The organism is Variovorax nitratireducens (assembly GCF_051216545.1).
In the GTDB taxonomy this organism is placed as follows: Bacteria; Pseudomonadota; Gammaproteobacteria; order Burkholderiales; family Burkholderiaceae_C; genus Variovorax.
The window spans coordinates 152,405-170,804 of record NZ_JBPJZO010000001.1; the positions used below are offsets into that span (position 1 = coordinate 152,405).

Annotated in this window: 17 protein-coding genes; 5 read left to right on the plus strand and 12 right to left on the minus strand. The window is 67.7% G+C overall.

Annotated elements, in window-relative coordinates:
- Window positions 1-4: 4 nt before the first annotated feature.
- The 6 genes from ACSFA8_RS00815 to ACSFA8_RS00840 are packed head-to-tail and all read right to left on the minus strand — an operon-like array spanning window position 5 to window position 5,350.
- Window positions 5-2,089 carry an SdrD B-like domain-containing protein gene (locus ACSFA8_RS00815; RefSeq protein ID WP_435477629.1) on the minus strand — a complete coding sequence of 695 codons (2,085 nt, stop codon included), beginning with the start codon at window positions 2,087-2,089 and terminating at the stop codon, window positions 5-7.
- Window positions 2,086-2,898 (minus strand): hypothetical protein, encoded by an 813-nt coding sequence (locus ACSFA8_RS00820; protein ID WP_435477630.1) that lies wholly within the window; start codon window positions 2,896-2,898, stop codon window positions 2,086-2,088. Before ACSFA8_RS00820 ends, ACSFA8_RS00815 begins: the two co-directional genes overlap by 4 nt.
- The gene (locus ACSFA8_RS00825) at window positions 2,895-3,353 is read right to left on the minus strand and encodes a hypothetical protein (RefSeq protein ID WP_435477631.1); all 459 of its coding nucleotides are present in this window, start codon (window positions 3,351-3,353) and stop codon (window positions 2,895-2,897) included. The genes ACSFA8_RS00820 and ACSFA8_RS00825 overlap by 4 nt, the downstream gene beginning before the upstream one ends.
- Window positions 3,350-3,994 carry a hypothetical protein gene (locus ACSFA8_RS00830; RefSeq protein ID WP_435477632.1) on the minus strand — a complete coding sequence of 215 codons (645 nt, stop codon included), beginning with the start codon at window positions 3,992-3,994 and terminating at the stop codon, window positions 3,350-3,352. The genes ACSFA8_RS00825 and ACSFA8_RS00830 overlap by 4 nt, the downstream gene beginning before the upstream one ends.
- Before the next feature lie 40 nt (window positions 3,995-4,034).
- Window positions 4,035-4,673, minus strand: a complete 639-nt coding sequence (locus ACSFA8_RS00835; protein ID WP_435477633.1) for a hypothetical protein — start codon at window positions 4,671-4,673, stop codon at window positions 4,035-4,037.
- A gap of 29 nt (window positions 4,674-4,702) precedes the next feature.
- Complete coding sequence (locus tag ACSFA8_RS00840; protein ID WP_435477634.1) at window positions 4,703-5,350, minus strand: hypothetical protein; 648 nt, start codon at window positions 5,348-5,350, stop codon at window positions 4,703-4,705.
- A gap of 302 nt (window positions 5,351-5,652) precedes the next feature.
- Between ACSFA8_RS00840 and htpG the strand changes: the two genes are divergently transcribed.
- Window positions 5,653-7,623: a molecular chaperone HtpG gene (htpG, locus tag ACSFA8_RS00845; protein WP_435477635.1), complete on the plus strand. Its 1,971-nt coding sequence runs from the start codon at window positions 5,653-5,655 to the stop codon at window positions 7,621-7,623.
- A gap of 25 nt (window positions 7,624-7,648) precedes the next feature.
- On the opposite strand, the gene ACSFA8_RS00850 is transcribed toward htpG, so the two are convergent.
- The 4 genes from ACSFA8_RS00850 to ACSFA8_RS00865 all read right to left on the minus strand — a co-directional run bounded on the left by ACSFA8_RS00850 (window position 7,649) and on the right by ACSFA8_RS00865 (window position 10,869).
- Window positions 7,649-8,707 (minus strand): serine/threonine protein kinase, encoded by a 1,059-nt coding sequence (locus ACSFA8_RS00850; protein WP_435477636.1) that lies wholly within the window; start codon window positions 8,705-8,707, stop codon window positions 7,649-7,651.
- A gap of 34 nt (window positions 8,708-8,741) precedes the next feature.
- The gene (locus ACSFA8_RS00855) at window positions 8,742-9,836 is read right to left on the minus strand and encodes a DUF2855 family protein (RefSeq protein WP_435477637.1); all 1,095 of its coding nucleotides are present in this window, start codon (window positions 9,834-9,836) and stop codon (window positions 8,742-8,744) included.
- Window positions 9,837-9,938: 102 nt separating this feature from the next.
- Complete coding sequence (locus ACSFA8_RS00860; RefSeq protein ID WP_435477638.1) at window positions 9,939-10,364, minus strand: organic hydroperoxide resistance protein; 426 nt, start codon at window positions 10,362-10,364, stop codon at window positions 9,939-9,941.
- Between the two features lie 52 nt (window positions 10,365-10,416).
- On the minus strand, window positions 10,417-10,869 hold the full coding sequence (locus ACSFA8_RS00865; protein ID WP_435477639.1) for a MarR family winged helix-turn-helix transcriptional regulator: 453 nt from the start codon (window positions 10,867-10,869) through the stop codon (window positions 10,417-10,419).
- Window positions 10,870-11,298: 429 nt separating this feature from the next.
- Here ACSFA8_RS00865 and ACSFA8_RS00870 point away from each other — a divergent pair, with 429 nt between their 5' ends.
- Both ACSFA8_RS00870 and ACSFA8_RS00875 read left to right on the plus strand, forming a co-directional pair.
- On the plus strand, window positions 11,299-12,309 hold the full coding sequence (locus tag ACSFA8_RS00870) for a LacI family DNA-binding transcriptional regulator (protein ID WP_435478428.1): 1,011 nt from the start codon (window positions 11,299-11,301) through the stop codon (window positions 12,307-12,309).
- A gap of 146 nt (window positions 12,310-12,455) precedes the next feature.
- Entirely contained in the window at window positions 12,456-13,349 is an 894-nt protein-coding gene (locus ACSFA8_RS00875) for an NAD(P)-dependent oxidoreductase (RefSeq protein WP_435477640.1), read from the plus strand.
- Window positions 13,350-13,369: 20 nt separating this feature from the next.
- On the opposite strand, the gene ACSFA8_RS00880 is transcribed toward ACSFA8_RS00875, so the two are convergent.
- Window positions 13,370-14,185 (minus strand): crotonase/enoyl-CoA hydratase family protein, encoded by an 816-nt coding sequence (locus ACSFA8_RS00880; RefSeq protein WP_286541366.1) that lies wholly within the window; start codon window positions 14,183-14,185, stop codon window positions 13,370-13,372.
- 119 nt (window positions 14,186-14,304) lie between these two features.
- Window positions 14,305-15,153, minus strand: a complete 849-nt coding sequence (locus ACSFA8_RS00885) for a 3-hydroxybutyryl-CoA dehydrogenase (protein ID WP_435477641.1) — start codon at window positions 15,151-15,153, stop codon at window positions 14,305-14,307.
- Window positions 15,154-15,212: 59 nt separating this feature from the next.
- On the opposite strand from ACSFA8_RS00885, the gene purT reads away from it, so the two are divergent.
- On the plus strand, window positions 15,213-16,430 hold the full coding sequence (gene purT / locus ACSFA8_RS00890; RefSeq protein ID WP_435477642.1) for a formate-dependent phosphoribosylglycinamide formyltransferase: 1,218 nt from the start codon (window positions 15,213-15,215) through the stop codon (window positions 16,428-16,430).
- A gap of 162 nt (window positions 16,431-16,592) precedes the next feature.
- A complete protein-coding gene (locus tag ACSFA8_RS00895) occupies window positions 16,593-18,395 on the plus strand; it encodes an acyclic terpene utilization AtuA family protein (RefSeq protein WP_435477643.1) in 1,803 nt (600 codons plus the stop codon).
- The last annotated feature ends 5 nt before the right edge of the window (window positions 18,396-18,400 follow it).

Genomic DNA, 18,400 nt, shown 5'->3' on the forward strand with positions numbered 1-18,400 from the left:
GCTTTCAGCGTTCGCGTCGAACCGCAAAGTCGGCGGTCGCGGTGCCTCGCACATACACCTGCACCGGCACGCCCTCGCGTGCTGCGGGTGTCCACGGCAGCGGCAGGTTGTCCGGCACCACTTCGATCTGATAGCTGCCGGCGGCCACCGACGGAAAGCTGTAGTAGCCCTGCGCATCGGTGCGCGCCACGTAGCGGCGGTTCAGCATCACGGTGACGTTGGGCACGCCGCCCTCGCTGGCCTCGCGCTTGCCGCTGTTGTCCTGGTCGAAGTACACATGGCCTTCGAGGCGGCCGGAGCCGGCACCGGCGCCGCCGCCGATCGGCGCGCTGGCGCTGCCCGCACGCGCTTCCCAGCGCAGCGCGATCTGCATCGTGCGGCTTGACGGCAGCGTGAGAATCGGCGCCTGCGTGGCGGTGGTGAGGGCCGACACCACGGCCGGGTTGAGCGATTCCTGGCCGCGCGCCGCCGTGTACTGCGCGATGAACGACCAGCCGCCGCCGAGCGGCCAACTCACGCGCGCATTCGCGTTCAGGAATTTGCTGCTGTTGTCACCGATGCCGTTGCTGCCGCGCACGCTCAGGTCGACGCGCGCCCCGGCGAGGAAGGGCATGCTGCCCAGCACGCCCCAGATCACCGAGCGTGAATTGAAGCCTGTCTGGTTCGATTGCTCGAACGCCAGCGTGGTCGAGAGCGATTGCGATTCCCCTACGGCCCAGGCATGGTCGACGCCCAGGCGCACCACCCGCTGGTCGCGGCCGTTCGCAAGATCGGCACGCCACTGGCTCTGGCCCCACTGCGGCGAGATGTGTTCCCAGGTGAGCTGCAGCGATTGCGCGGCCAGCGTGCCGGTGCGTGCGGCCACGGTGCCGGACAGCGCATCGCGCGAGTCGAAGCGGTAGCGCCCGAACAGGTTGCCGAACAGCGAGCGCCCCTGCAAGCCGCTCACGCTCTCGCTGGCCTCGACATTGCCACCGAGCTGCCATTGCCGTGTCGACACGTCCGCGCGCCAGCTCGCGCCGCGCAGATCGCCCGCGATCGGGTTGCTGCCCCAACGCAATGACGGGTCGAAATAGAACACGCTCGCGCCTTGCTGCGCCCAGTTGCTGCGCCAGCTCGAATCGACCCAGAAGCCGTTGGCCGAATCGCTCGGCGCGAGCGAGCCGGCATAGGACGGCTTGCCCGCGCTGTGCGCGTAGTTGGCCTGCACGCGCAGCCCGCCGGGCCGCTCCTGCACCGGGCCGATGCCCGGGCCGAGCGTGTCGGCCCAAGGCGCCACGCCCTGCCAGGACACCGCGCCCCAGAACGACCGGGAGTCCTGCGCGTAGCCGGACAGGCCGTTCAGGTTGGCGTTGCGGGTCTCGACCCACTGGAAGGCCGCGTCGGTGCGACCGATGCCAAGCTGTGTTTCGGGGCCTGTGATCTGCTGCTGCGCGCCGAAGGTCGCGACGCTGCCGCGCCCCAGCGTGAAGCCTTGCGACGTGAGTCCATCGAAGTAGCCGAGACGGCCGGCCGAGGCATTCAGCACGGTGCTGCCGCCGCGCTCGAAACTGGTGGAAAAGCCTTCGATCGGCAGCGAGGGCAGGTAGACGCGTCCGATTCCGCGCGACATCGGCGTGGCGGCGGTGTTGATGTCGCCGATGCTGCTGTTGGCGAACCAGCCGTTGTTGAACGGCATGGCGCGCTGGTCGATGCGGCCCGTGTTGCCATTGCGGTAGGACAGGCTGTAGAGGTTGCCGGTCTGGCCCGACAGGTCGTAGGCGGTGACGGGGTTGCGGTAGCGGTTGATGTTCAGGTTGGCCGAAAACGCGCCGTAGTTCGGCGTGTCCAGGTGACCTTCGAGCTTGAGCGTTTCGTTGCGTGTCTCGGTCAGGCCGCCGCTTTGCCGCAGCGATTGCAGCTCGACGCTGCCGCCGCGCGGCCAGCCGCTGTCGGGCGCCTGGTCCTCCGGCTCGTCAAGCGTGGCCTGCGGCCCGCTCTCGAGCAGCCGGTCTTCATAGGCCGCCGGTGCCGGCTCCGCGGCGTGGCTGCTCAGCGCGGTGCCCGCGCCGAGCATGCCGAGCGCGCACCCGATCAGCCGGCATTTCATGGGGCGAAGCGCTGGTCGACGGTGATCGAGCCGGATTCACCCCATTCAAGCTTGCCGCGCACGGTGACCGGAAAGCGCACCTGCACCTGCGCGTCGATGTTGCCCGGGCGCGTGGCGCTGAGCGCGATGTCGCGCGTCTCGCCGGGCAGGATCGGCGAGGTGGCGGCGGTGAACTCAAGCGCCGTGCCGCTGGCATCGGTGCCGTTCAGAAAACCGCTGAGGCGGCCGTGTGCGGTGCCGTCGTTGCGCACCTTGAGGGTCGGCACCGGCTGGCCATTCACCGGCTGCACAACGCTGCCGACCACGCTGAGCGCGGGCTTCACGTCGCCGATCGCCACGTAGACGATCACGCCGACGCGAGCCGAAAGCGCGATCGGCACGCCGGCCCCCGCGGCCTGCTCCTTGCCTTCGATCACAACCGCGAAGCGGCACTCCGTCGGCGTTGCATCGGCGGGCGGCGTGACCTCGAAGCGATAGCGGTAGGGTCGACCTGGCGGCACCAGGAGCTCCTTGCGCTCGATCGCAACCCAGGGGCGGCAACTGCCGGGCGCGAGTGCGTCGATGAAGTCGACCGAGCCGTCGGGCTTGAAGATCCAGTCGGCCGTGCGGACGGTGTAGCTCCCCGGACGAACGTCGACCTGGGAGAGTTCGATCACGCTGCGGATCGGCGTGCCGGGCTTGCCTGTCAGCTCGAAGCGCGGCGGCGACACCGCCAGCGCGAACTGCGCGAAGGCCGCCGGGCACAGCGCGAGGCCCAGCGCCAGCAGTGCGTGCCGGCGCCACGCGGCCGAAAGCAGAGGGTGGTTCAAGGCGACACCTCGATCTCGAAATGGAACTGGAGTGATTGCGCGCGCGTCAGCAGGCGGCCGTCGGCCACCAGGTTCAGCTGGATCGTCTCGGTCAGGAAGGCGTCGCGCACCAGGCCGTCGTACACCAGTGTGCGGCCGCCGCTGCGCAGCGCGCCGGGCAGCAGGCGGCCCTGGGTGCGCCAGGTGGCCTGGAGTTGTTCGCCCTCGGTCGGCGCCAGCAGCATGTAGATGCGGGCCGGGCGGTTGAGCCAGCTCGCCAGGTTCAGGCGCAGCGCCACGTTCAGCTGGCCCTCGACCGTGTTGTCACCGCCGCGCGATGGCACCAGCTGGCGCCATTTCATGGCGGTGACAGGCTGGCCCACCACCGTGCCGCTGTCGTCGACGCGGTAGGTGGCGGCCTGCGCCGCGCTCGAAAACAAGGCGGCAAGCAGCGCCAGCGCAAGGAGTCGCTTCATGGCGCGACCAATTGGTAGGTGGCGCGGCCCGTGAAGGTGCCGGCCGGCGCCAGCTGCGCATTGGCATAGCTGAACGTGAGGCAACTCTCGAACCAGTTGTTGAGTGCGACCGACAGTAGCGGCTGTGCCGGGGTGCCGGCGAAGGTTCCGCTCGGGATCGTGGCGGTGGCATCGCCGCTGCCGCCCGACACCCACGAGATCGTGCTGAACGGGATCGTGTCGCTGCTGGCGTTCAGCAGGTTTGGGGGTGTCGTGACGCTCAGGGTGGCGCTCGCTCCTGACGTGCCCGGTACGCGATAGAAGCCGCCCACGTACACCTGCCCGGTGCCCGGCGTACAGAACGCGAAGTTGTCGTATGGGCTATTGGCGACCGTGCTGTTGGTCGACATGGTTTGCGCGCCGCTGCCGATCGCGCCCGCGGCGATAGTCGCGGTTACCGTGTTGACCGTCGAGTTGTCGCCTGGCGTTCCACCGCTCCTATAGGTGCCGGTGAAGGTGCCGGTCCCGACCTGCAGGTAGAGGGCGCGTGGGCCAGGCGCGATGCCCACCAGGTACGCTTGCGCGGCGCTGCAGCCGAGCAGGCCGGACAGCGCCAGCGCGCACACTGCGGTGGGACGGATGGGCAGGAAAGTCGGGCGCATGGAAAGTGTCACCGGGTACGATTGTCGGTCGCGCGGGCGATCATGGCATGGAGGCCGTGTAGGTGACCCGGCCATTGTTGACGCCCACGCCGCCATACGTGCCCGCCGCCACCGCTTCGGTGTTGGCATAGCTGTAGGTCCACTGGCCTTCCTGCTGCACCAGCTTGTTGCTCGCAGTCAGCAGCACCGCAGTGCCTGCGCCACCGGTGGTGTTGAAGGCCGGATGGGTGATTGCGCTGTTGTTGAAGCCGCTGGTCGTGCTGGCCAGTGGCGCGCTCGCCACATTGATGCGGTTCCAGCCGATCTGTTGCGCTGCGACGCCGTTGTTGAGCGGGCCGGTGGTGTTGGAGTTGAGCGTGATGTTGCCGCCGTTGCCCATCACCCGTACCGTCACCGCGCCGGCGCCGATGTCACCGCCGGTGGCTGCGACCGCCACGCCGTTGCCGACCGCTGCCGCCGGCACCGTGATGTCTATCAGGTTGACGGTACCGACGCTCGTGAAGCTGGTGCCGGTGCCGACCCGCAGGTACAGTACGCGCGGAATCGTGACGATGAAGTCCAGCCGTGCGGTCGCCGTCAGTGTCCCGGAGGTCGCACTGGCGAAATCCGATTCGGCATGGGCCGACACCAGCGCGGTCGCCAGCGCGGCCAGCAGTGTCAGCCGCGCTTCGATCCGCATGGCGTTCAGGTGTCAGGTGCTGCGGATGCTCAGGGCATCGTGGCGGTGTAGGTCACACGGCCGGCGTTGGTGTTCACGCCGCCGTAGGTGCCCGCGGCGAGGATGTCCGTGTTCAGATAGGTAAAGGTCCACTTGCCTTCTTCGCGCACGACGCCGTTGGTGGCGTTCAGCGTGGTGGCGGTGCCGTTGCCGGTGTTCGAGGCGGGGAAGGCGGGGTGGGCGATGCCGGTGTTGTTAAAGCCCGTCGTGGTGCCGGCCGTCAGTGGTGCGGCGGCCACCGAGATGCGGTTCCAGCCGACCGTGGCGCCCGCGCCATTGTTCATTGCGCCGGTGGTGGCCGAATTCAGCGAGATCGTGCTGGCGCCGTTGCCCATGACACGCACGGTGACCGCGCCGTTCGTGAGGTCGCCGCTGGCGGCCGTGGCTGCCACGACCGTGCCGTCGCCAACGTTGGCGGCTGGCACCGTGAAGTCGATCAGGTCGACGCCCGTGTTGGCTGCGAACTTGGTGCCGGTGCCGACCTGCAGAAACAGCACGCGCGGCACGGTGATGCGGAAGTCAAGCTTCGCAGATGCCGTTGCGTTCGCGGCAGCTGGCGCAACCATGGCGCTTTCGGCGAATGCCGCCATCGGGGACACGAGCGCTGCGAGCGCGGAAACCAGAAGGAGCCTTTTCATGATGAATCTGTAATTAAAGGGGTTGTAAATTGGACAAAGGTCGTAGGCCAAAGCCGGTCGGCAAGCGGACTGTAAGAGAAAGACTACAAAACAAGACGGTTTTGTGAACTAACGACCCACATCTGTTAAATAAGCACGCTCTTTGTCGCGCCAGCGCGTCAAGCGGGGCGTGAATTCGTTACCGGGACCACAAATCCGACAATCACGGGCCCGCGGCGGCCGTTGAAAATGCGGCGGCCGCAACCACCTGACTTGCGGGCCGACAGCCGTGCCGGCCCACCACCTGAAAACATCTCTCTCTCATGACCAGCGCCAGCACCAAACTCCCTTTCCAGGCCGAAGTGGCCCAACTGCTTCACCTCGTCACCCACGCGCTCTACTCCAACAAGGAGATCTTTCTGCGCGAGCTGATCTCGAACGCCTCGGACGCGTGCGACAAGCTTCGCTTCGAGGCGCTCGACCACCCCGCGCTTTACGAAGACCAGCCCGATCTGGACGTGCGCCTGAGCTTCGACGCCGCCGCCAGGACGCTGACGATCACGGACAACGGCATCGGCCTGTCGCGCGACGAGGCAATCGACAACCTCGGCACCATCGCCAAGAGCGGTACCAAGGACTTCATGGCCAAGCTCAGCGGCGACCAGAAAGCCGACGCACAGCTCATCGGCCAGTTCGGCGTGGGCTTCTATTCGGGCTTCATCGTGGCCGACAAGATCACGGTGGAATCGCGCCGCGCCGGCTTGCCTGCGGAAGAGGGCGTGCGCTGGACGAGCGGCGGTGCCGGCGACTTCGAGGTCGACGTGATCACCCGCCCGGCGCGCGGCACCAGTGTCACGCTGCATCTGCGCAATGACGAAAAGGACAGTGCCGGGGAATACCTCAACACGTGGAAGCTCAAGTCGATCGTCGGCAAGTACTCCGATCACATCTCGCTGCCGATCCTCATGGAGAAAGAGGAATGGAAAGAGGGCGAGAACGACCAACCCGGCGCTATGGTGAAAACCGGCGAATGGGAAACGGTCAACAAGGCCAACGCCCTCTGGAGCCGCAGCAAGAAAGACATCACACCCGAGCAATACAGCGAGTTCTACAAGGCCATCAGCCACGACTTCGAGGCGCCGCTGGCCTGGAGCCACAATCGCGTCGAAGGCTCGACTGAATACACGCAGTTGCTCTACATCCCGGCTAAGGCGCCGTTCGACCTGTGGAACCGCGAGAAGAGCGCGGGCGTCAAGCTCTACGTCAAGCGCGTCTTCATCATGGACGATGCCGAGGCGCTGATGCCGGGCTACCTGCGCTTCGTCAAGGGCGTGATCGACTCGGCCGACCTGCCGCTCAACGTGAGCCGCGAGCTGCTGCAGGAAAGCCGCGACGTGAAGGCGATCCGCGAAGGCAGCACCAAGCGCGTGCTCGGCATGCTGGAAGACCTGGCAAGGAAGGGCACGCCGGCGCCCGCCGAAGACGGCGTGACCGATGTGGCCGACAAGAAGGACGAGGCGGGGGCCGAGGACGAAACCGGCAAGTACGCGAAGTTTTACGCCGAGTTCGGCGCGGTGCTGAAGGAAGGCCTGGGCGAAGACCATGCCAACCGCGAGCGCATCGCAAAGCTGCTGCGCTTCGCCTCGACCGCCAGCGACAGCGTGAGCGTCGGCTTCGCCGACTACAAGGCGCGCATGAAGGAGGGCCAGGACGCGATCTACTACATCACGGCCGACACCATGGCCGCCGCGAAGAACAGCCCGCAGCTCGAGGTCTTCAAGAAGAAGGGCATCGAGGTGCTGCTCATGACCGATCGCGTCGACGAGTGGGCGCTCAACTACCTCAACGAGTTCGACGGCACGCCGCTGCAAAGCGTGGCCAAGGGTGCGGTCGATCTGGGCAAGCTGCAGGACGAGGCCGAGAAGAAGGCCGCTGAGGAAGCCGCCGAATCCTTCAAGCCGCTGCTGGAGAAGCTCAAGGAAGCGCTCAAGGACAAGGCCCAGGACGTGCGCGTCACCACCCGCCTGGTCGATTCACCCGCCTGCCTCGTGGTGCAGGACGGCGGCATGAGCACCCAGCTCGCGCGCATGCTCAAACAGGCCGGCCAGCCCGCGCCCGACCTGAAGCCGGTGCTCGAAGTCAACGCCGAACATGCGCTGGTCAGGAAGCTCGAAGGCTCGGCGCACTTCGACGACCTGGCCAACATTCTGTTCGACCAGGCGCTGCTGGCCGAGGGCGGCATGCCGGCCGACCCTGCTGCCTACGTGCGGCGCGTCAACGCGCTGCTGGTTTGAGCGGTGCGCGAAGGCTGGGGGCGAGTCAACAGTACAGCGGTGCTTCTTCCATCGCCTCGCACTGGTCTTGCAGCATCTGCACCTGCCCGTTCCAGTAGTCGCTCGAGCCGAACCATGGAAAGTTGATCGGGAAGATCGGGTCCTGCCAGCGCCGCGCGAGCCATGCGCTGTAGTGGATCAGGCGCAGCGTGCGCAGCGGTTCGATCAGTGCCAGCTCGCGCCGGTCGAATTCGCGGAACTGTTCGTAGCCTTCGAGCAGGCCGCTGAGCTGTCCGGTGCGTTGCGCGCGCTCGCCCGAAAGCAGCATCCACAGATCCTGCACCGCGAAACCGGTGCGGGCGTCGTCCAGGTCGACAAAGTGTGGCCCGCCATCGGGGCGGTCGGTCGGTGTCCAGAGGATGTTGCCGGGGTGGCAGTCGCCGTGCAGGCGCAGGCTCTTGAATTCGCTGCCGAAGGCGCCCTTGGCATCCGTGGCGAGGGCTGTGGCTGCGATCAGGTCGAGCGCCTGGTTGCAGTGCTTCTCCCACAGGCTCTGCACGTCGAGCGGAATCTTGTCGTGGCCCAGCAGCCAATCGCGCGAGGCGATGCCGAAGCTCTGCAGGTCGAGCGCCGGCCGCGTCACGAACGGCCGCTTGCCGCCCACGGTGTGGATGCGTGCGAGAAAGCGGCCGATCCATTCGAGCACTTCGAAGTCGTCCAGCTCTGGCGGGCGGCCGCCGCGGTAGGGGCTCACGCTGAACGCAAAGCCGGCGTGCGCGTGCAGCGTCGCGCCTTTCAGTTCGAGCGGCGCCACGGCCGGCACTTCGGCGGCGGTGAGCTCGGCCGAGAAGGCGTGCTCCTCGAGAATCTGCGCCTCGCTCCAGCGGCCCGGCCGGTAGAACTTGGCTACCACGATGCTGCGGTCTTCCAGGTGGATCTGGTAGACCCGGTTTTCGTAGGAGCTCAGTGCCTGCAGGCGGCCGTCGCCGTGCAGGTCGAGCGTGGCCAAGGCGTCGAGCACCACGTCGGGCGTAAGCGATTGGTACGGGTGGGTGGACGACGGCGCAGGGGAGGCGGGCGTGGCGCCGGGTTGGTCTGGGTGCATCCGGGCCATTGTCGCGCCCGGCCGCATTCGGCCGCTACGGCTTGATCAGCGACAGCATGTGCCCCACGCGCGGGTGGCTGCGGCCGCCCAGCACTTCGAGGTAAGCCGCCTGCACGGCCTCCGGCCCGCGGTGGTGGTCGGCCACCAGCCAGGGCGCTGCCGGGTCGGTGACCTGCGCAATGAAGCTCGTCCAGGCTTTCAGCAAGCGCTCGCCGAGGCCGGCCGAGCCCCACTCCTCGGTGCGCTTCTTGATCTGCGCCGGCGCAAAGAACAGCGTGGCCCGCGGGCCCGGCAAGTCCTTGGCACCGCCCAGCTGTTCAACGTGGGTGCCGCCGATCGAGCTGCTGTGCCGCAGGTTGACGAAACGGGTGTGGACGGCGAGCCGCAGCGCCGCATTGCCCGCGAAGTCGACATACACGCTCGCCGCGTCACCCGGAACCAGCTCCAGTTCGTCGTAGCTGATCACCCGGCTGTAGCAGCCCAGGCTTTCGCAGAACAGCTTGTTACCCGCCGACGTCAGGCCGACCACCTCGAGGCCGGGCCGCTGCGCCAGCTGGAAGGCCGTGCCGTAGGCCGTCTTGCTCGACGCGCTCGACACCAGGATGGTGTCGGCCCCGAAGAAGTCGTTGTCGGCCAGAAAGTCGTCGATCAGCCACGACGTGATGAACAGCGGCCGCAGCAGCGCCTGGATGTCTTCGGTGTCGGCGGTGTAGAACGGGTCGGTGTTGCAGCGCGTGTAGCGGTTGTAGACCGCGTGCAGTTCGGCGCGGTGCGGCGCAGCATCGACGAAACCGTCGGGCCTGAGCCGATCCGGCTGCAGCACCACCTGGTCGGCCATCGGGAAGTAGCCGTACAGGCGCTCGCCCACCGCCACGCCGGGATGCAGCGACTGTGCCACGGTGCCGAAGCCCCACACCGGAATCACGCCGAAACCTTCTTCGGCGCTCGGAAAGAACCCCCAGTAGTTCATCGCGGCGCCGAAGGCGGCGTAGGTGATGTTGTTGGAGGTCAGCGCGAAGGACTCGACGCGAACCCGTACCTGGCCGTCGGCGAGAGGCACGTCTTCGGTGCTCAGCAGGCGCGTGGTGCCGAGTGCGTCCTTGCGGATGAGGAGGGTGGTGGTGCTCATGCGCCCACCTTAGCGCAGCAACGCGACGAGCGCATGCAAAAAAGCCCGCGGGCGTCGCATCGGCGACGGCCGCGGGCTTGGGGCGCAGGGCCCGGCGCCGGATCAGACGATTTCGAGATCGACGTCGATGTTGCCGCGCGTGGCGTTCGAGTACGGGCACACCTTGTGCGCGGTGTCGACCAGCAGCTTCTTTTGTGCGTCATCCAGGCCCGGCAGCGTGATCGCCAGCTTGACCGAGATGCCGTAGGCCGCGCCGCCGTTCGTCGGGCCGAGGGAAACCTTGGAGTCGATTGCCACGTCGTCCGGCACCTTCACGCTGATCTTCGGGCCCACGGCTTTCATCGCGCCGATGAAGCAGGCGGCATAGCCGACCGCGAACAGCTGCTCGGGGTTGGTGCCCGGCTTGCCCGAACCGGGCGAGCTCAGTTGCACGTCGATTGCGCCGTCGCTGGACTTGCCCGCGCCTTCGCGGCCACCGGTGGTGTGGGCTTCGGCGGTGTAGAGCACTTTGTCGAGTTTTGTCGTCATGGAGATTTCCTTTGGTTGAAGTGGTGGTGAGAGAGAAAGAGAAACAAAAAACTCAGGCGGCTGCCTTCACGCGGTCGCGCAGCACCTGCAACTGGCGCGTGAGCCCCATCAGTTCCGAAATGGAGCATTGGCTCGCTGCCAGCAGACAACCCGGGACGCTCGCGGCTTTGGTCTTGAGCTTGCGCCCCGCCGGCGTGAGCGTGATGTGCACGCGCCGCTCGTCCGCCACATCGCGCAGCCGGGACACGAGCCCGTTGGTTTCGAGCCGCTTGAGCAACGGCGTGAGCGTGCCTGAGTCGAGTGACAACTGCGTGCCGAGCTCCGACACCATCAACCCGTCGCGCTCCCAGAGCGCGAGCATGACGAGGTATTGCGGGTAGGTGAGGTTGAACTTTTCGAGCAGCGGCTTGTAGAGACGCGTCATCGCGAGCGACGCCGAATACACCGCGAAGCACAACTGGTTGTCGAGCTTCAGCAGGTCGTCGGTGGTGGGTTCGGTGCGCATGGCTGAATTGTAGCTAACAATTAAATTGTGCGCAATCTAATTAAAAAAAGAAGATCTCCTTCTCCGGTCTTCACCGCTGCAGCCCGCTGGCTACCTGCGCCCAACCGGTCCGGCCGACCGGGCGACGATGCCTCGCGGGCGACTCACTTGCCCCAAAGCGAGGGTCGAGAGCTTCAAGGGACATCGCGGGGCTGGTTCGAGTGGCCCGCAGTGTGGCACCGACAAAGATACCGGTATCTAGGTCTTTTCCGCAGGGGGCGCAGCGCACTTCACCGACTAAACTTCCCGCAATCCGGCGTCGACCGGACTTCAGGGTGAGCGACGGATGTGGTATCGATATCACCTGCCTGGGGTTTCGCGTCCTGCTTGCAAAAGAGTCCAGACTTGGCTTCGAAAAAGGCTCCTGCTTCCCCCCTGCGCCCCGTGACGATGGCCGATGTGGCCGCGCGCGTGGGTGTCTCCAAGATGACCGTATCGCGGGCGCTCAACCGCAGCGTGGAAAGCGAACGCGTGACCTCCGAGGCATTGCGCCAGCGCATCCTGCAGGCCTGCGATGAGATGGGCTACGTGATCGACCAGACCGCGCGCACCTTCTCCAGCAAGCGCTCCGGCTTTGTCGCGGCGCTGCTCCCTTCGCTGAACAACTCGAACTTTTCCGAAACCGCCCAGGGCCTCACCGATGTCGTCGAGTCGCGCGGGCTGCAACTGCTGCTGGGCTACACCGACTACCGCGTGGAAACCGAGGAGCGCCTGGTCCGGGCGATGCTCACGCGCCGTCCCGAAGGCGTGATCCTCACCGGTGGCAGCCATACAACGGCGGCGCGCAGCATGCTGCGCGCCGCCGGCATTCCGGTGGTGGAGACCTGGGATCTGCCTGCCAAGCCAATCGAGCATGTTGTCGGCTTCTCGAATGCCGAGGCGGCCGCGGTCATGGTGCGCCACCTGCACGCCAAAGGCTACCGGCGCATCGCCTTCATCGGCGGTACCTCCAACCGCGACACGCGGGGTGCCGATCGGCGACGCGGCTACGCGCAGGCGATCCGCGAACTGGGCCTGCCCGACGGCCGGGTCATCAGTTTCGGGCAGCCGCCCATCTCCATGTCCCAGGGCGGCGAAGCCGTGGTTCAACTGATCCGCCAATGGCCTGACGTGGACGCGGTGGTCTGCGTGTCGGATCTGTCGGCCTTCGGCGCGCTCATGGAGTGCCAGCGGCGCGGATGGGATGTACCGGGGCGCATCGCGATCGCCGGCTTCGGCGACTTCGAGGTGGCGCGTACCGCGCATCCACGCATCACCACCGTGGCGGTGGACTGCGCGGGCATCGGCCGCGCTGCCGGGGAGCTGCTGCTGAGCGCGATCGACGGCCTGCGCGACGGCCATCGACCGCCGGCCGAGACCGTGCTGATCCCGTTCCACATCGAGCAGCGCGAGAGTTCCTAGGCGGATTTTCTGCTTGACGGGTGAAAGAGATACCGGTAACTTTCAGGCCCTGTCACACATCGAGGCGCCCCCCGCCCCCCTATCTCGGCCGGGTCGGCGCACAGCCCCGCCCAGAACGCGCACCACATCGCAAAGTGAGTTCCGCCATGGCATTTCCGAGTCAGCGCGTGGCCGTTATCGGCGTGGGCATCATGGGTTCCGCCATTGCGCGCCGCCTGCTCGACTGCGGCCACAGCGTCAGCGTGTTCGACCTCGACCCAGCCAAGGTCGCGGCGCTGGAAGTGCATGGCGCACAGGCCGCAGGCACCGCTGCCGCAGCGGCCGCGGCCAGCGACTTCGTCATCACCAGCCTCAACGCCGCAGCGGTGGTGGAGCGCGCGATCTTCGGCGAGGAGGGCATCGCCGCTGCTCCGGCCGATGCACGGCGGCTGCTGATCGACATGTCGTCGATCGACCCGCCCGCCACGCGCCGGCTGGCCCGGTCGCTGCGCGAGCGCACCGGCATGGGCTTCGTGGACGCGCCGCTCTCCGGGGGCGCGCCGAAGGCGCTGCTGGGGCAGCTCACCGTCATGGCGGGCGGCAGCGCGGACGACGTGGCGCGTGCGCGCGCCGTGATGGACAGCCTGTGCGCGAACTACACGCACATGGGCGAGAGCGGCGCCGGCCAGACCACCAAGCTGGTCAACCAGTTGCTCTGCGCGATCGGCTTCCAGGCCATGGCCGAGGCGGTGCGCCTGGCGGAGGCCGGCGGCGTGGACGCGGCCCGTCTGCCCGCCGCGCTGGCGGGCGGGCGCGCCGACAGCCAGATCCTGCGTGAGTTCGGCCCCAAGATGGCCGCGCGCGACATGACGCCCACCGGCCGCATCGACAACATGCTGAAGGATCTCGATGCGGTGCAGGCCTTTGTGCAGGCTGAGCGTCTGGCGTTGCCGCTGGCCGGTATGGTTACCGAACTCCATCGAAGCTTTATCGCCGCGGGGCTGGGCGGCGACGACACGGTCGCGATGATGCGGCAGTTCGACGGCGCCGGCGGCGGTTGAGCCGCCCCCCGTCCGCAGCGTCAGCGCCCGCTGAAGCGCGAAGGCCGCCGCTCCACGAACGAGCGCACGCCTTCGGCCGCATCCTCGCTGTTCGACAGGCGCTTCTGAGTCTCGATGAACTCGGCCACGGCCGCGAGCGGGCCCTGTTCGACCGCCTTGATCACGTTCAGCCGCGTGGCGACCACGGCCAGCGGCGCCTGGGCCGCGATGCGCTGCGCGATCTTGAGCGCCGCGTCCAGCTCCTGACCGGCCGGCACCACCTTCTGGACGAAGTTGCAGCGCAAGGCCTCGGCGCTGTCGAACTCGTCGGCCGTCAGCAGGTGCAGCATCGCGTTGCCGACGCCCGCGCGCTCAGCCATGCGCAGCGTGGCGCCGCCGGTGGCCATGATTCCGCGCTGCACTTCCATCTGCGAAAAGCGGCAGTTGTCGGCCGCCACCACGATGTCGGCACCGAGCATCAGCTCGATGCCGACCGTGAAGCAGATGCCCTTGACCGCCACCACCATCGGCTTGGTGCGCCGGCGGTAGCCGGGCAGGCCGAAGTCGTGCGGTTCCACCAGCCCTTCGGGCGTTGCCTTCTCGCCGCGCCGCATGTACTCGGCCACGGCCGGCAGGTCGAGGCCCGCGGTGAAATGGTCGCCGAACGCGTGCAGCACGCCGACGCGCAGAGCAGGGTCGTCGTCGAGCCGCGTATAGGCCTCGGCGAGCTGCCTGAACATCGGCGGCGTCCAGCCGTTGCGCTTGGCCGGGCGATTGATGCCGATCAGCAGCACATGGTCGAGCACCTGGGTGTCGATGCAGCCCTCGGCGGGCGGGTCAGTGGCGATGGCAGTCATGGCATCTGTCTCTCTGGATTTATTCGTGAAACACCGCGGAACCGGCTTCGCCGGGCCGCTGGTGTTGCCCCCTGCAAAGGGGGTTGGCGCAGCGACACGCAGTGCGCGAAGACTGGGGGTTAGTAGATATACACGCCGCGCTTGGTCTTGCGGCCGAGTTGCCCCGCAGCGACCATTTCCTTGAGCAGCGGGCATGGCCGGTATTTGGAATCACCGAACTGCTCCAGGTACACCTCCATCACGGCCAGGCACACATCGAGGCCGATCATGTCGGCCAACGCCAGCGGGCCGATCGGCTGGTTGCAGCCGAGCTTCATGCCGTCGTCGATGTCCTCGGCCATAGCGAGCCCTTCGGCCAGCACGAAGAACGCTTCGTTGATCATCGGCACCAGGATGCGGTTGACCACGAAGCCCGGCGCGTTCTTCACCGTGATCGGCGACTTGCCGAGCTTGACGGCCAGTTCCTTCACCGCATCGTGGGTGGCGTCGCTCGTGAGATAGCCGCGGATGATCTCCACCAGCGCCATCATCGGCACCGGGTTGAAAAAATGCATGCCGATAAAGCGGTCGGCGCGCGAGGTGGCGGCGGCCAGCTGCGTGATCGAGATCGACGAGGTGTTCGACGCGATGATCACCTCGGGCGCCAGCAGCTCGTCGACCTGCTTCAGGATCTTGAGCTTGAGCGCGTGGTTCTCGGTGGCGGCTTCGATCACCAGCTGTGCGCCCTTGAGTTCGGCGTAGTCGGTCGAGCCCTTGATGAGCGCCAGCGCCGCGGTCTTCTGCGCTTCGCTCAGCTTTTCCTTCTTGATCAGCCGGTCGAGGCTGCCGGACACCGTGGCCACGCCCTTGTCGACCGCGGCCTGCGCGATGTCGACCATGATGACGTTGACGCCCGCCACCGCACATGCCTGCGCGATGCCGTTGCCCATGGTGCCGGCGCCGATGATGCCGACGGTCTGAATGGCCATTTGGGAAGCTCCTGGAAAATCCGCCATTGTGGGTCAAGCCGTGAATTAAAGTCGTCGCCATGACGACGTTTGGAACCCCTCTTTCCCCCTCTGCAACCCGCGTGATGCTGCTTGGCTCCGGTGAACTCGGCAAGGAGGTGCTCATCGCCCTGCAGCGCCTCGGCGTCGAGACCATTGCGGTCGACCGCTACGAGAACGCGCCCGGCCAGCAGGTGGCGCACCACGCGCGCACCATCACCATGAGCGATCCGGCTGCGCTCAAGGCCTTGATCGAGGCCGAGAAGCCGATGCTCGTAGTGCCCGAGATTGAAGCCATCGCCACGCCGATGCTGCAGCAGCTCGAAGACGCCGGCGTGGTGCGCGTGATCCCGACGGCGCGCGCGGCGCGCCTGACGATGGATCGCGAAGGCATTCGCCGCCTGGCCGCCGAAACGCTGGGCTTGCCGACCAGCCCCTACAAGTTCTGCGACTCGCTGGCCGAGCTGCAGGCCGCGATCGACGGCGAGAACGGAAAAGGCATCGGCTACCCCTGCGTCGTCAAGCCCGTGATGAGCAGTTCCGGCAAAGGCCAGAGCAAGATCGACGGCCCGGCCGACGTGCAGAAGGCGTGGGACTACGCCATGGCCGGCGGCCGCGTCAGCCATGGCCGGGTGATCGTCGAGGGCTTCATCGATTTCGACTACGAGATCACGCTGCTGACCGTGCGTTCGGTCGGTGCCGATGGCACGGTGCAGACATCGTTCTGCGAGCCGATCGGCCACCTGCAGGTGAGCGGCGACTACGTCGAGAGCTGGCAGCCGCACCCGATGGCGCCGGCCGCGCTGCAGAAGGCGCAGCAGATCGCGCAGGCCGTGACGGCCGACCTCGGCGGCCAGGGCCTCTTCGGCGTAGAGCTGTTCGTCAAGGGCGATGCGGTCTGGTTCAGCGAGGTCAGCCCGCGCCCGCACGACACCGGCATGGTGACGATGGCGACGCAGTGGCAGAACGAGTTCGAACTGCACGCGCGGGCGATCCTCGGCCTGCCCGTCGACACCACCCTCAAGAGCGCCGGCGCCAGCGCGGTGATCTACGGCGGCGTCGACGCCACCGGCATCGTGTTCGACGGCGTGGCAGAGGCGATGCGCGTGCCGGGCGCAGACGTGCGGCTGTTCGGCAAGCCCGAGAGCTTCGTCAAGCGCCGCATGGGCGTGGCGCTGGTGCATGCGCAGGATGTCGACACCGCGCGCAGCCGGGCGCGCGAGGCGGCCGGCTGCGTCAAGCCGCGCACCGCCGACTGAATTGCTCCCTCCCCTTTCGGGGGAGGGTTGGGGTGGGGGCGAGCGGCGCTGGATCGCACAGGCTGCGTGCCCCCATCCCCGCCTTCCCCCGGAGGGGGAAGGAGTTGGATCCCAGCCAGTTTCCGCAAGCCGCGCCGCGCCGGGCCGCATAGGCTCCGCGCCATGCCCGCCGCTGCTCCGTCCACCCCACGCTCTGTCGTCCGCATCGGCGGCGCCTCGGGGTTCTGGGGCGACAGCAGCGTCGGCGCACGCCAGCTCGTCGATTCCGGGCAGATCGACTACCTGGTGTTCGACTACCTGGCCGAAACCACCATGGCCGTGCTGGCCGCGGCGCGGCTGCGCAAGCCCGAGATGGGCTACGCCACCGATTTTGTCGACGTGGCTATGCGCGACGTGCTTGCCGATTGCATTGCGCGCGGCATCAAGGTGGTGAGCAACGCGGGCGGCATCCATCCCGAAGCCTGCGCCGCGGCCTTGCGCTCGCTCGCTGCCGAGTTCGGCGTCTCGGCACGAATCGCCGTGGTGCTGGGCGACGATGTGAGCGCGCAGCTGCCGGCCCTGCGCGCGGCGGGCACGACGGACATGTTCACCGGCGAGCCGCTGCCCGCGAAGCTGCTCGGCGCCAGCGCGTACCTCGGCGCGCAGGGCGTGAAGCGGGCGCTCGCGGGCGGCGCCGACGTCGTCGTCACGGGCCGCTGCGTCGACAGCGCCGTCACGCTCGGCCCGCTGATGCACGAATTCGGCTGGGCCGACGACGACTGGGATCGGCTGGCCGGCGGCAGCCTGGCCGGCCACATCATCGAATGCGGCTGCCAGGCGACCGGCGGGCTGCACACCGACTGGCAGGCGATTCCCGACTGGGCGCACATCGGCTACCCGATCGTCGAATGCGCGGCCGATGGCAGCTTCAGCGTCACCAAGCCGGCCGGCACCGGCGGGCGCATGCTGCGCGCGGCCGTGGCCGAGCAGATGCTCTACGAGATCGGCGACCCGGCCGCCTACCTGCTGCCCGACGTGGCCTGCGACTTCCGCGACGTGGTGATCACGCAGGAGGACGAAGACCATGTGCAGGTGACCGGCGCCCGGGGCCGCCCGCCGACCGACAGCTACAAGGTCTCAGCCACCGCGCAGGACGGCTGGCGCTGCGCCGGCAGCCTGGTCATCGTCGGGCTCGACGCAGCGGCCAAGGCGCGGCGCACCGGCGAGGCGATCCTCGAGCGCACGCGCGAACTGTTCGCGGCGCGCCGCTGGGCCGACTACAGCGCCACGCACATCGAGCTGCTCGGCGTCGAGTCGCTCTATGGCCCGCGCGCCCGCACCGGCGCCGCGCGCGAGGTGATGCTGCGGCTGGTGGTCGACCATGCCTCCAGGCCGGCGCTGGAACTGTTCGCGCGCGAGGTCGCACCGGCCGGTACCTCATGGGCGCCGGGCACCACGGGGCTGGGCGCGGGGCGGCCGTCGGTGTCGCCGCTGATAAAGCCTTCGGCCTTCCTGCTCGCGAAATCGGAGGTTCCAGTGTCGGTGGTGACTGAGGGCGAGGCCCGGCCGGTGCCCTGGCCCGCGACCTTTGCGTCGATCGCTGCCGCACCCACGACAGCGCCGCCGGAAATCGATCTGCGCAGCGCCACCCACGAGGTTCCCCTGATCGCACTCGCCTGGGCCCGCAGCGGCGACAAGGGCGACATCTCCAACATCGGCCTGGTCGCGCGCCGGCCCGAGTGGCTGCCCTGGATCTGGGCCGGCGTGACGCCGGAGGCGGTGAAGGCCTGGTTCGCGCATCTCGTGCTGGGCGAGGTCGAGCGCTTTCACCTGCCCGGCATCCACGGCCTGAACCTGTTGCTGCACGGCGCGCTGGCCGGCGGCGGCCCGCGCTCGCCGCGCATGGATCCGCTCGGCAAGGGCATGGGCCAGATGCTGCTGGAGCTGCCGGTGCGGGTGCCTGCGGACATCGCGAACGCGGACTAGGGAAA

What these genes read in the sequence shown, in the direction of transcription:
- ACSFA8_RS00815 (WP_435477629.1), bottom strand. Translation starts at nt 2,089, where the DNA reads ATGAAATGCCGGCTGATCGGGTGCGCGCTCGGCATGCTCGGCGCGGGC.
- ACSFA8_RS00825 (WP_435477631.1), bottom strand. Translation starts at nt 3,353, where the DNA reads ATGAAGCGACTCCTTGCGCTGGCGCTGCTTGCCGCCTTGTTTTCGAGC.
- ACSFA8_RS00830 (WP_435477632.1), bottom strand. Translation starts at nt 3,994, where the DNA reads ATGCGCCCGACTTTCCTGCCCATCCGTCCCACCGCAGTGTGCGCGCTG.
- ACSFA8_RS00835 (WP_435477633.1), bottom strand. Translation starts at nt 4,673, where the DNA reads ATGCGGATCGAAGCGCGGCTGACACTGCTGGCCGCGCTGGCGACCGCG.
- ACSFA8_RS00840 (WP_435477634.1), bottom strand. Translation starts at nt 5,350, where the DNA reads ATGAAAAGGCTCCTTCTGGTTTCCGCGCTCGCAGCGCTCGTGTCCCCG.
- htpG (WP_435477635.1), top strand. Translation starts at nt 5,653, where the DNA reads ATGACCAGCGCCAGCACCAAACTCCCTTTCCAGGCCGAAGTGGCCCAA.
- ACSFA8_RS00850 (WP_435477636.1), bottom strand. Translation starts at nt 8,707, where the DNA reads ATGCACCCAGACCAACCCGGCGCCACGCCCGCCTCCCCTGCGCCGTCG.
- ACSFA8_RS00855 (WP_435477637.1), bottom strand. Translation starts at nt 9,836, where the DNA reads ATGAGCACCACCACCCTCCTCATCCGCAAGGACGCACTCGGCACCACG.
- ACSFA8_RS00860 (WP_435477638.1), bottom strand. Translation starts at nt 10,364, where the DNA reads ATGACGACAAAACTCGACAAAGTGCTCTACACCGCCGAAGCCCACACC.
- ACSFA8_RS00865 (WP_435477639.1), bottom strand. Translation starts at nt 10,869, where the DNA reads ATGCGCACCGAACCCACCACCGACGACCTGCTGAAGCTCGACAACCAG.
- ACSFA8_RS00870 (WP_435478428.1), top strand. Translation starts at nt 11,299, where the DNA reads ATGGCCGATGTGGCCGCGCGCGTGGGTGTCTCCAAGATGACCGTATCG.
- ACSFA8_RS00875 (WP_435477640.1), top strand. Translation starts at nt 12,456, where the DNA reads ATGGCATTTCCGAGTCAGCGCGTGGCCGTTATCGGCGTGGGCATCATG.
- ACSFA8_RS00880 (WP_286541366.1), bottom strand. Translation starts at nt 14,185, where the DNA reads ATGACTGCCATCGCCACTGACCCGCCCGCCGAGGGCTGCATCGACACC.
- ACSFA8_RS00885 (WP_435477641.1), bottom strand. Translation starts at nt 15,153, where the DNA reads ATGGCCATTCAGACCGTCGGCATCATCGGCGCCGGCACCATGGGCAAC.
- purT (WP_435477642.1), top strand. Translation starts at nt 15,213, where the DNA reads ATGACGACGTTTGGAACCCCTCTTTCCCCCTCTGCAACCCGCGTGATG.
- ACSFA8_RS00895 (WP_435477643.1), top strand. Translation starts at nt 16,593, where the DNA reads ATGCCCGCCGCTGCTCCGTCCACCCCACGCTCTGTCGTCCGCATCGGC.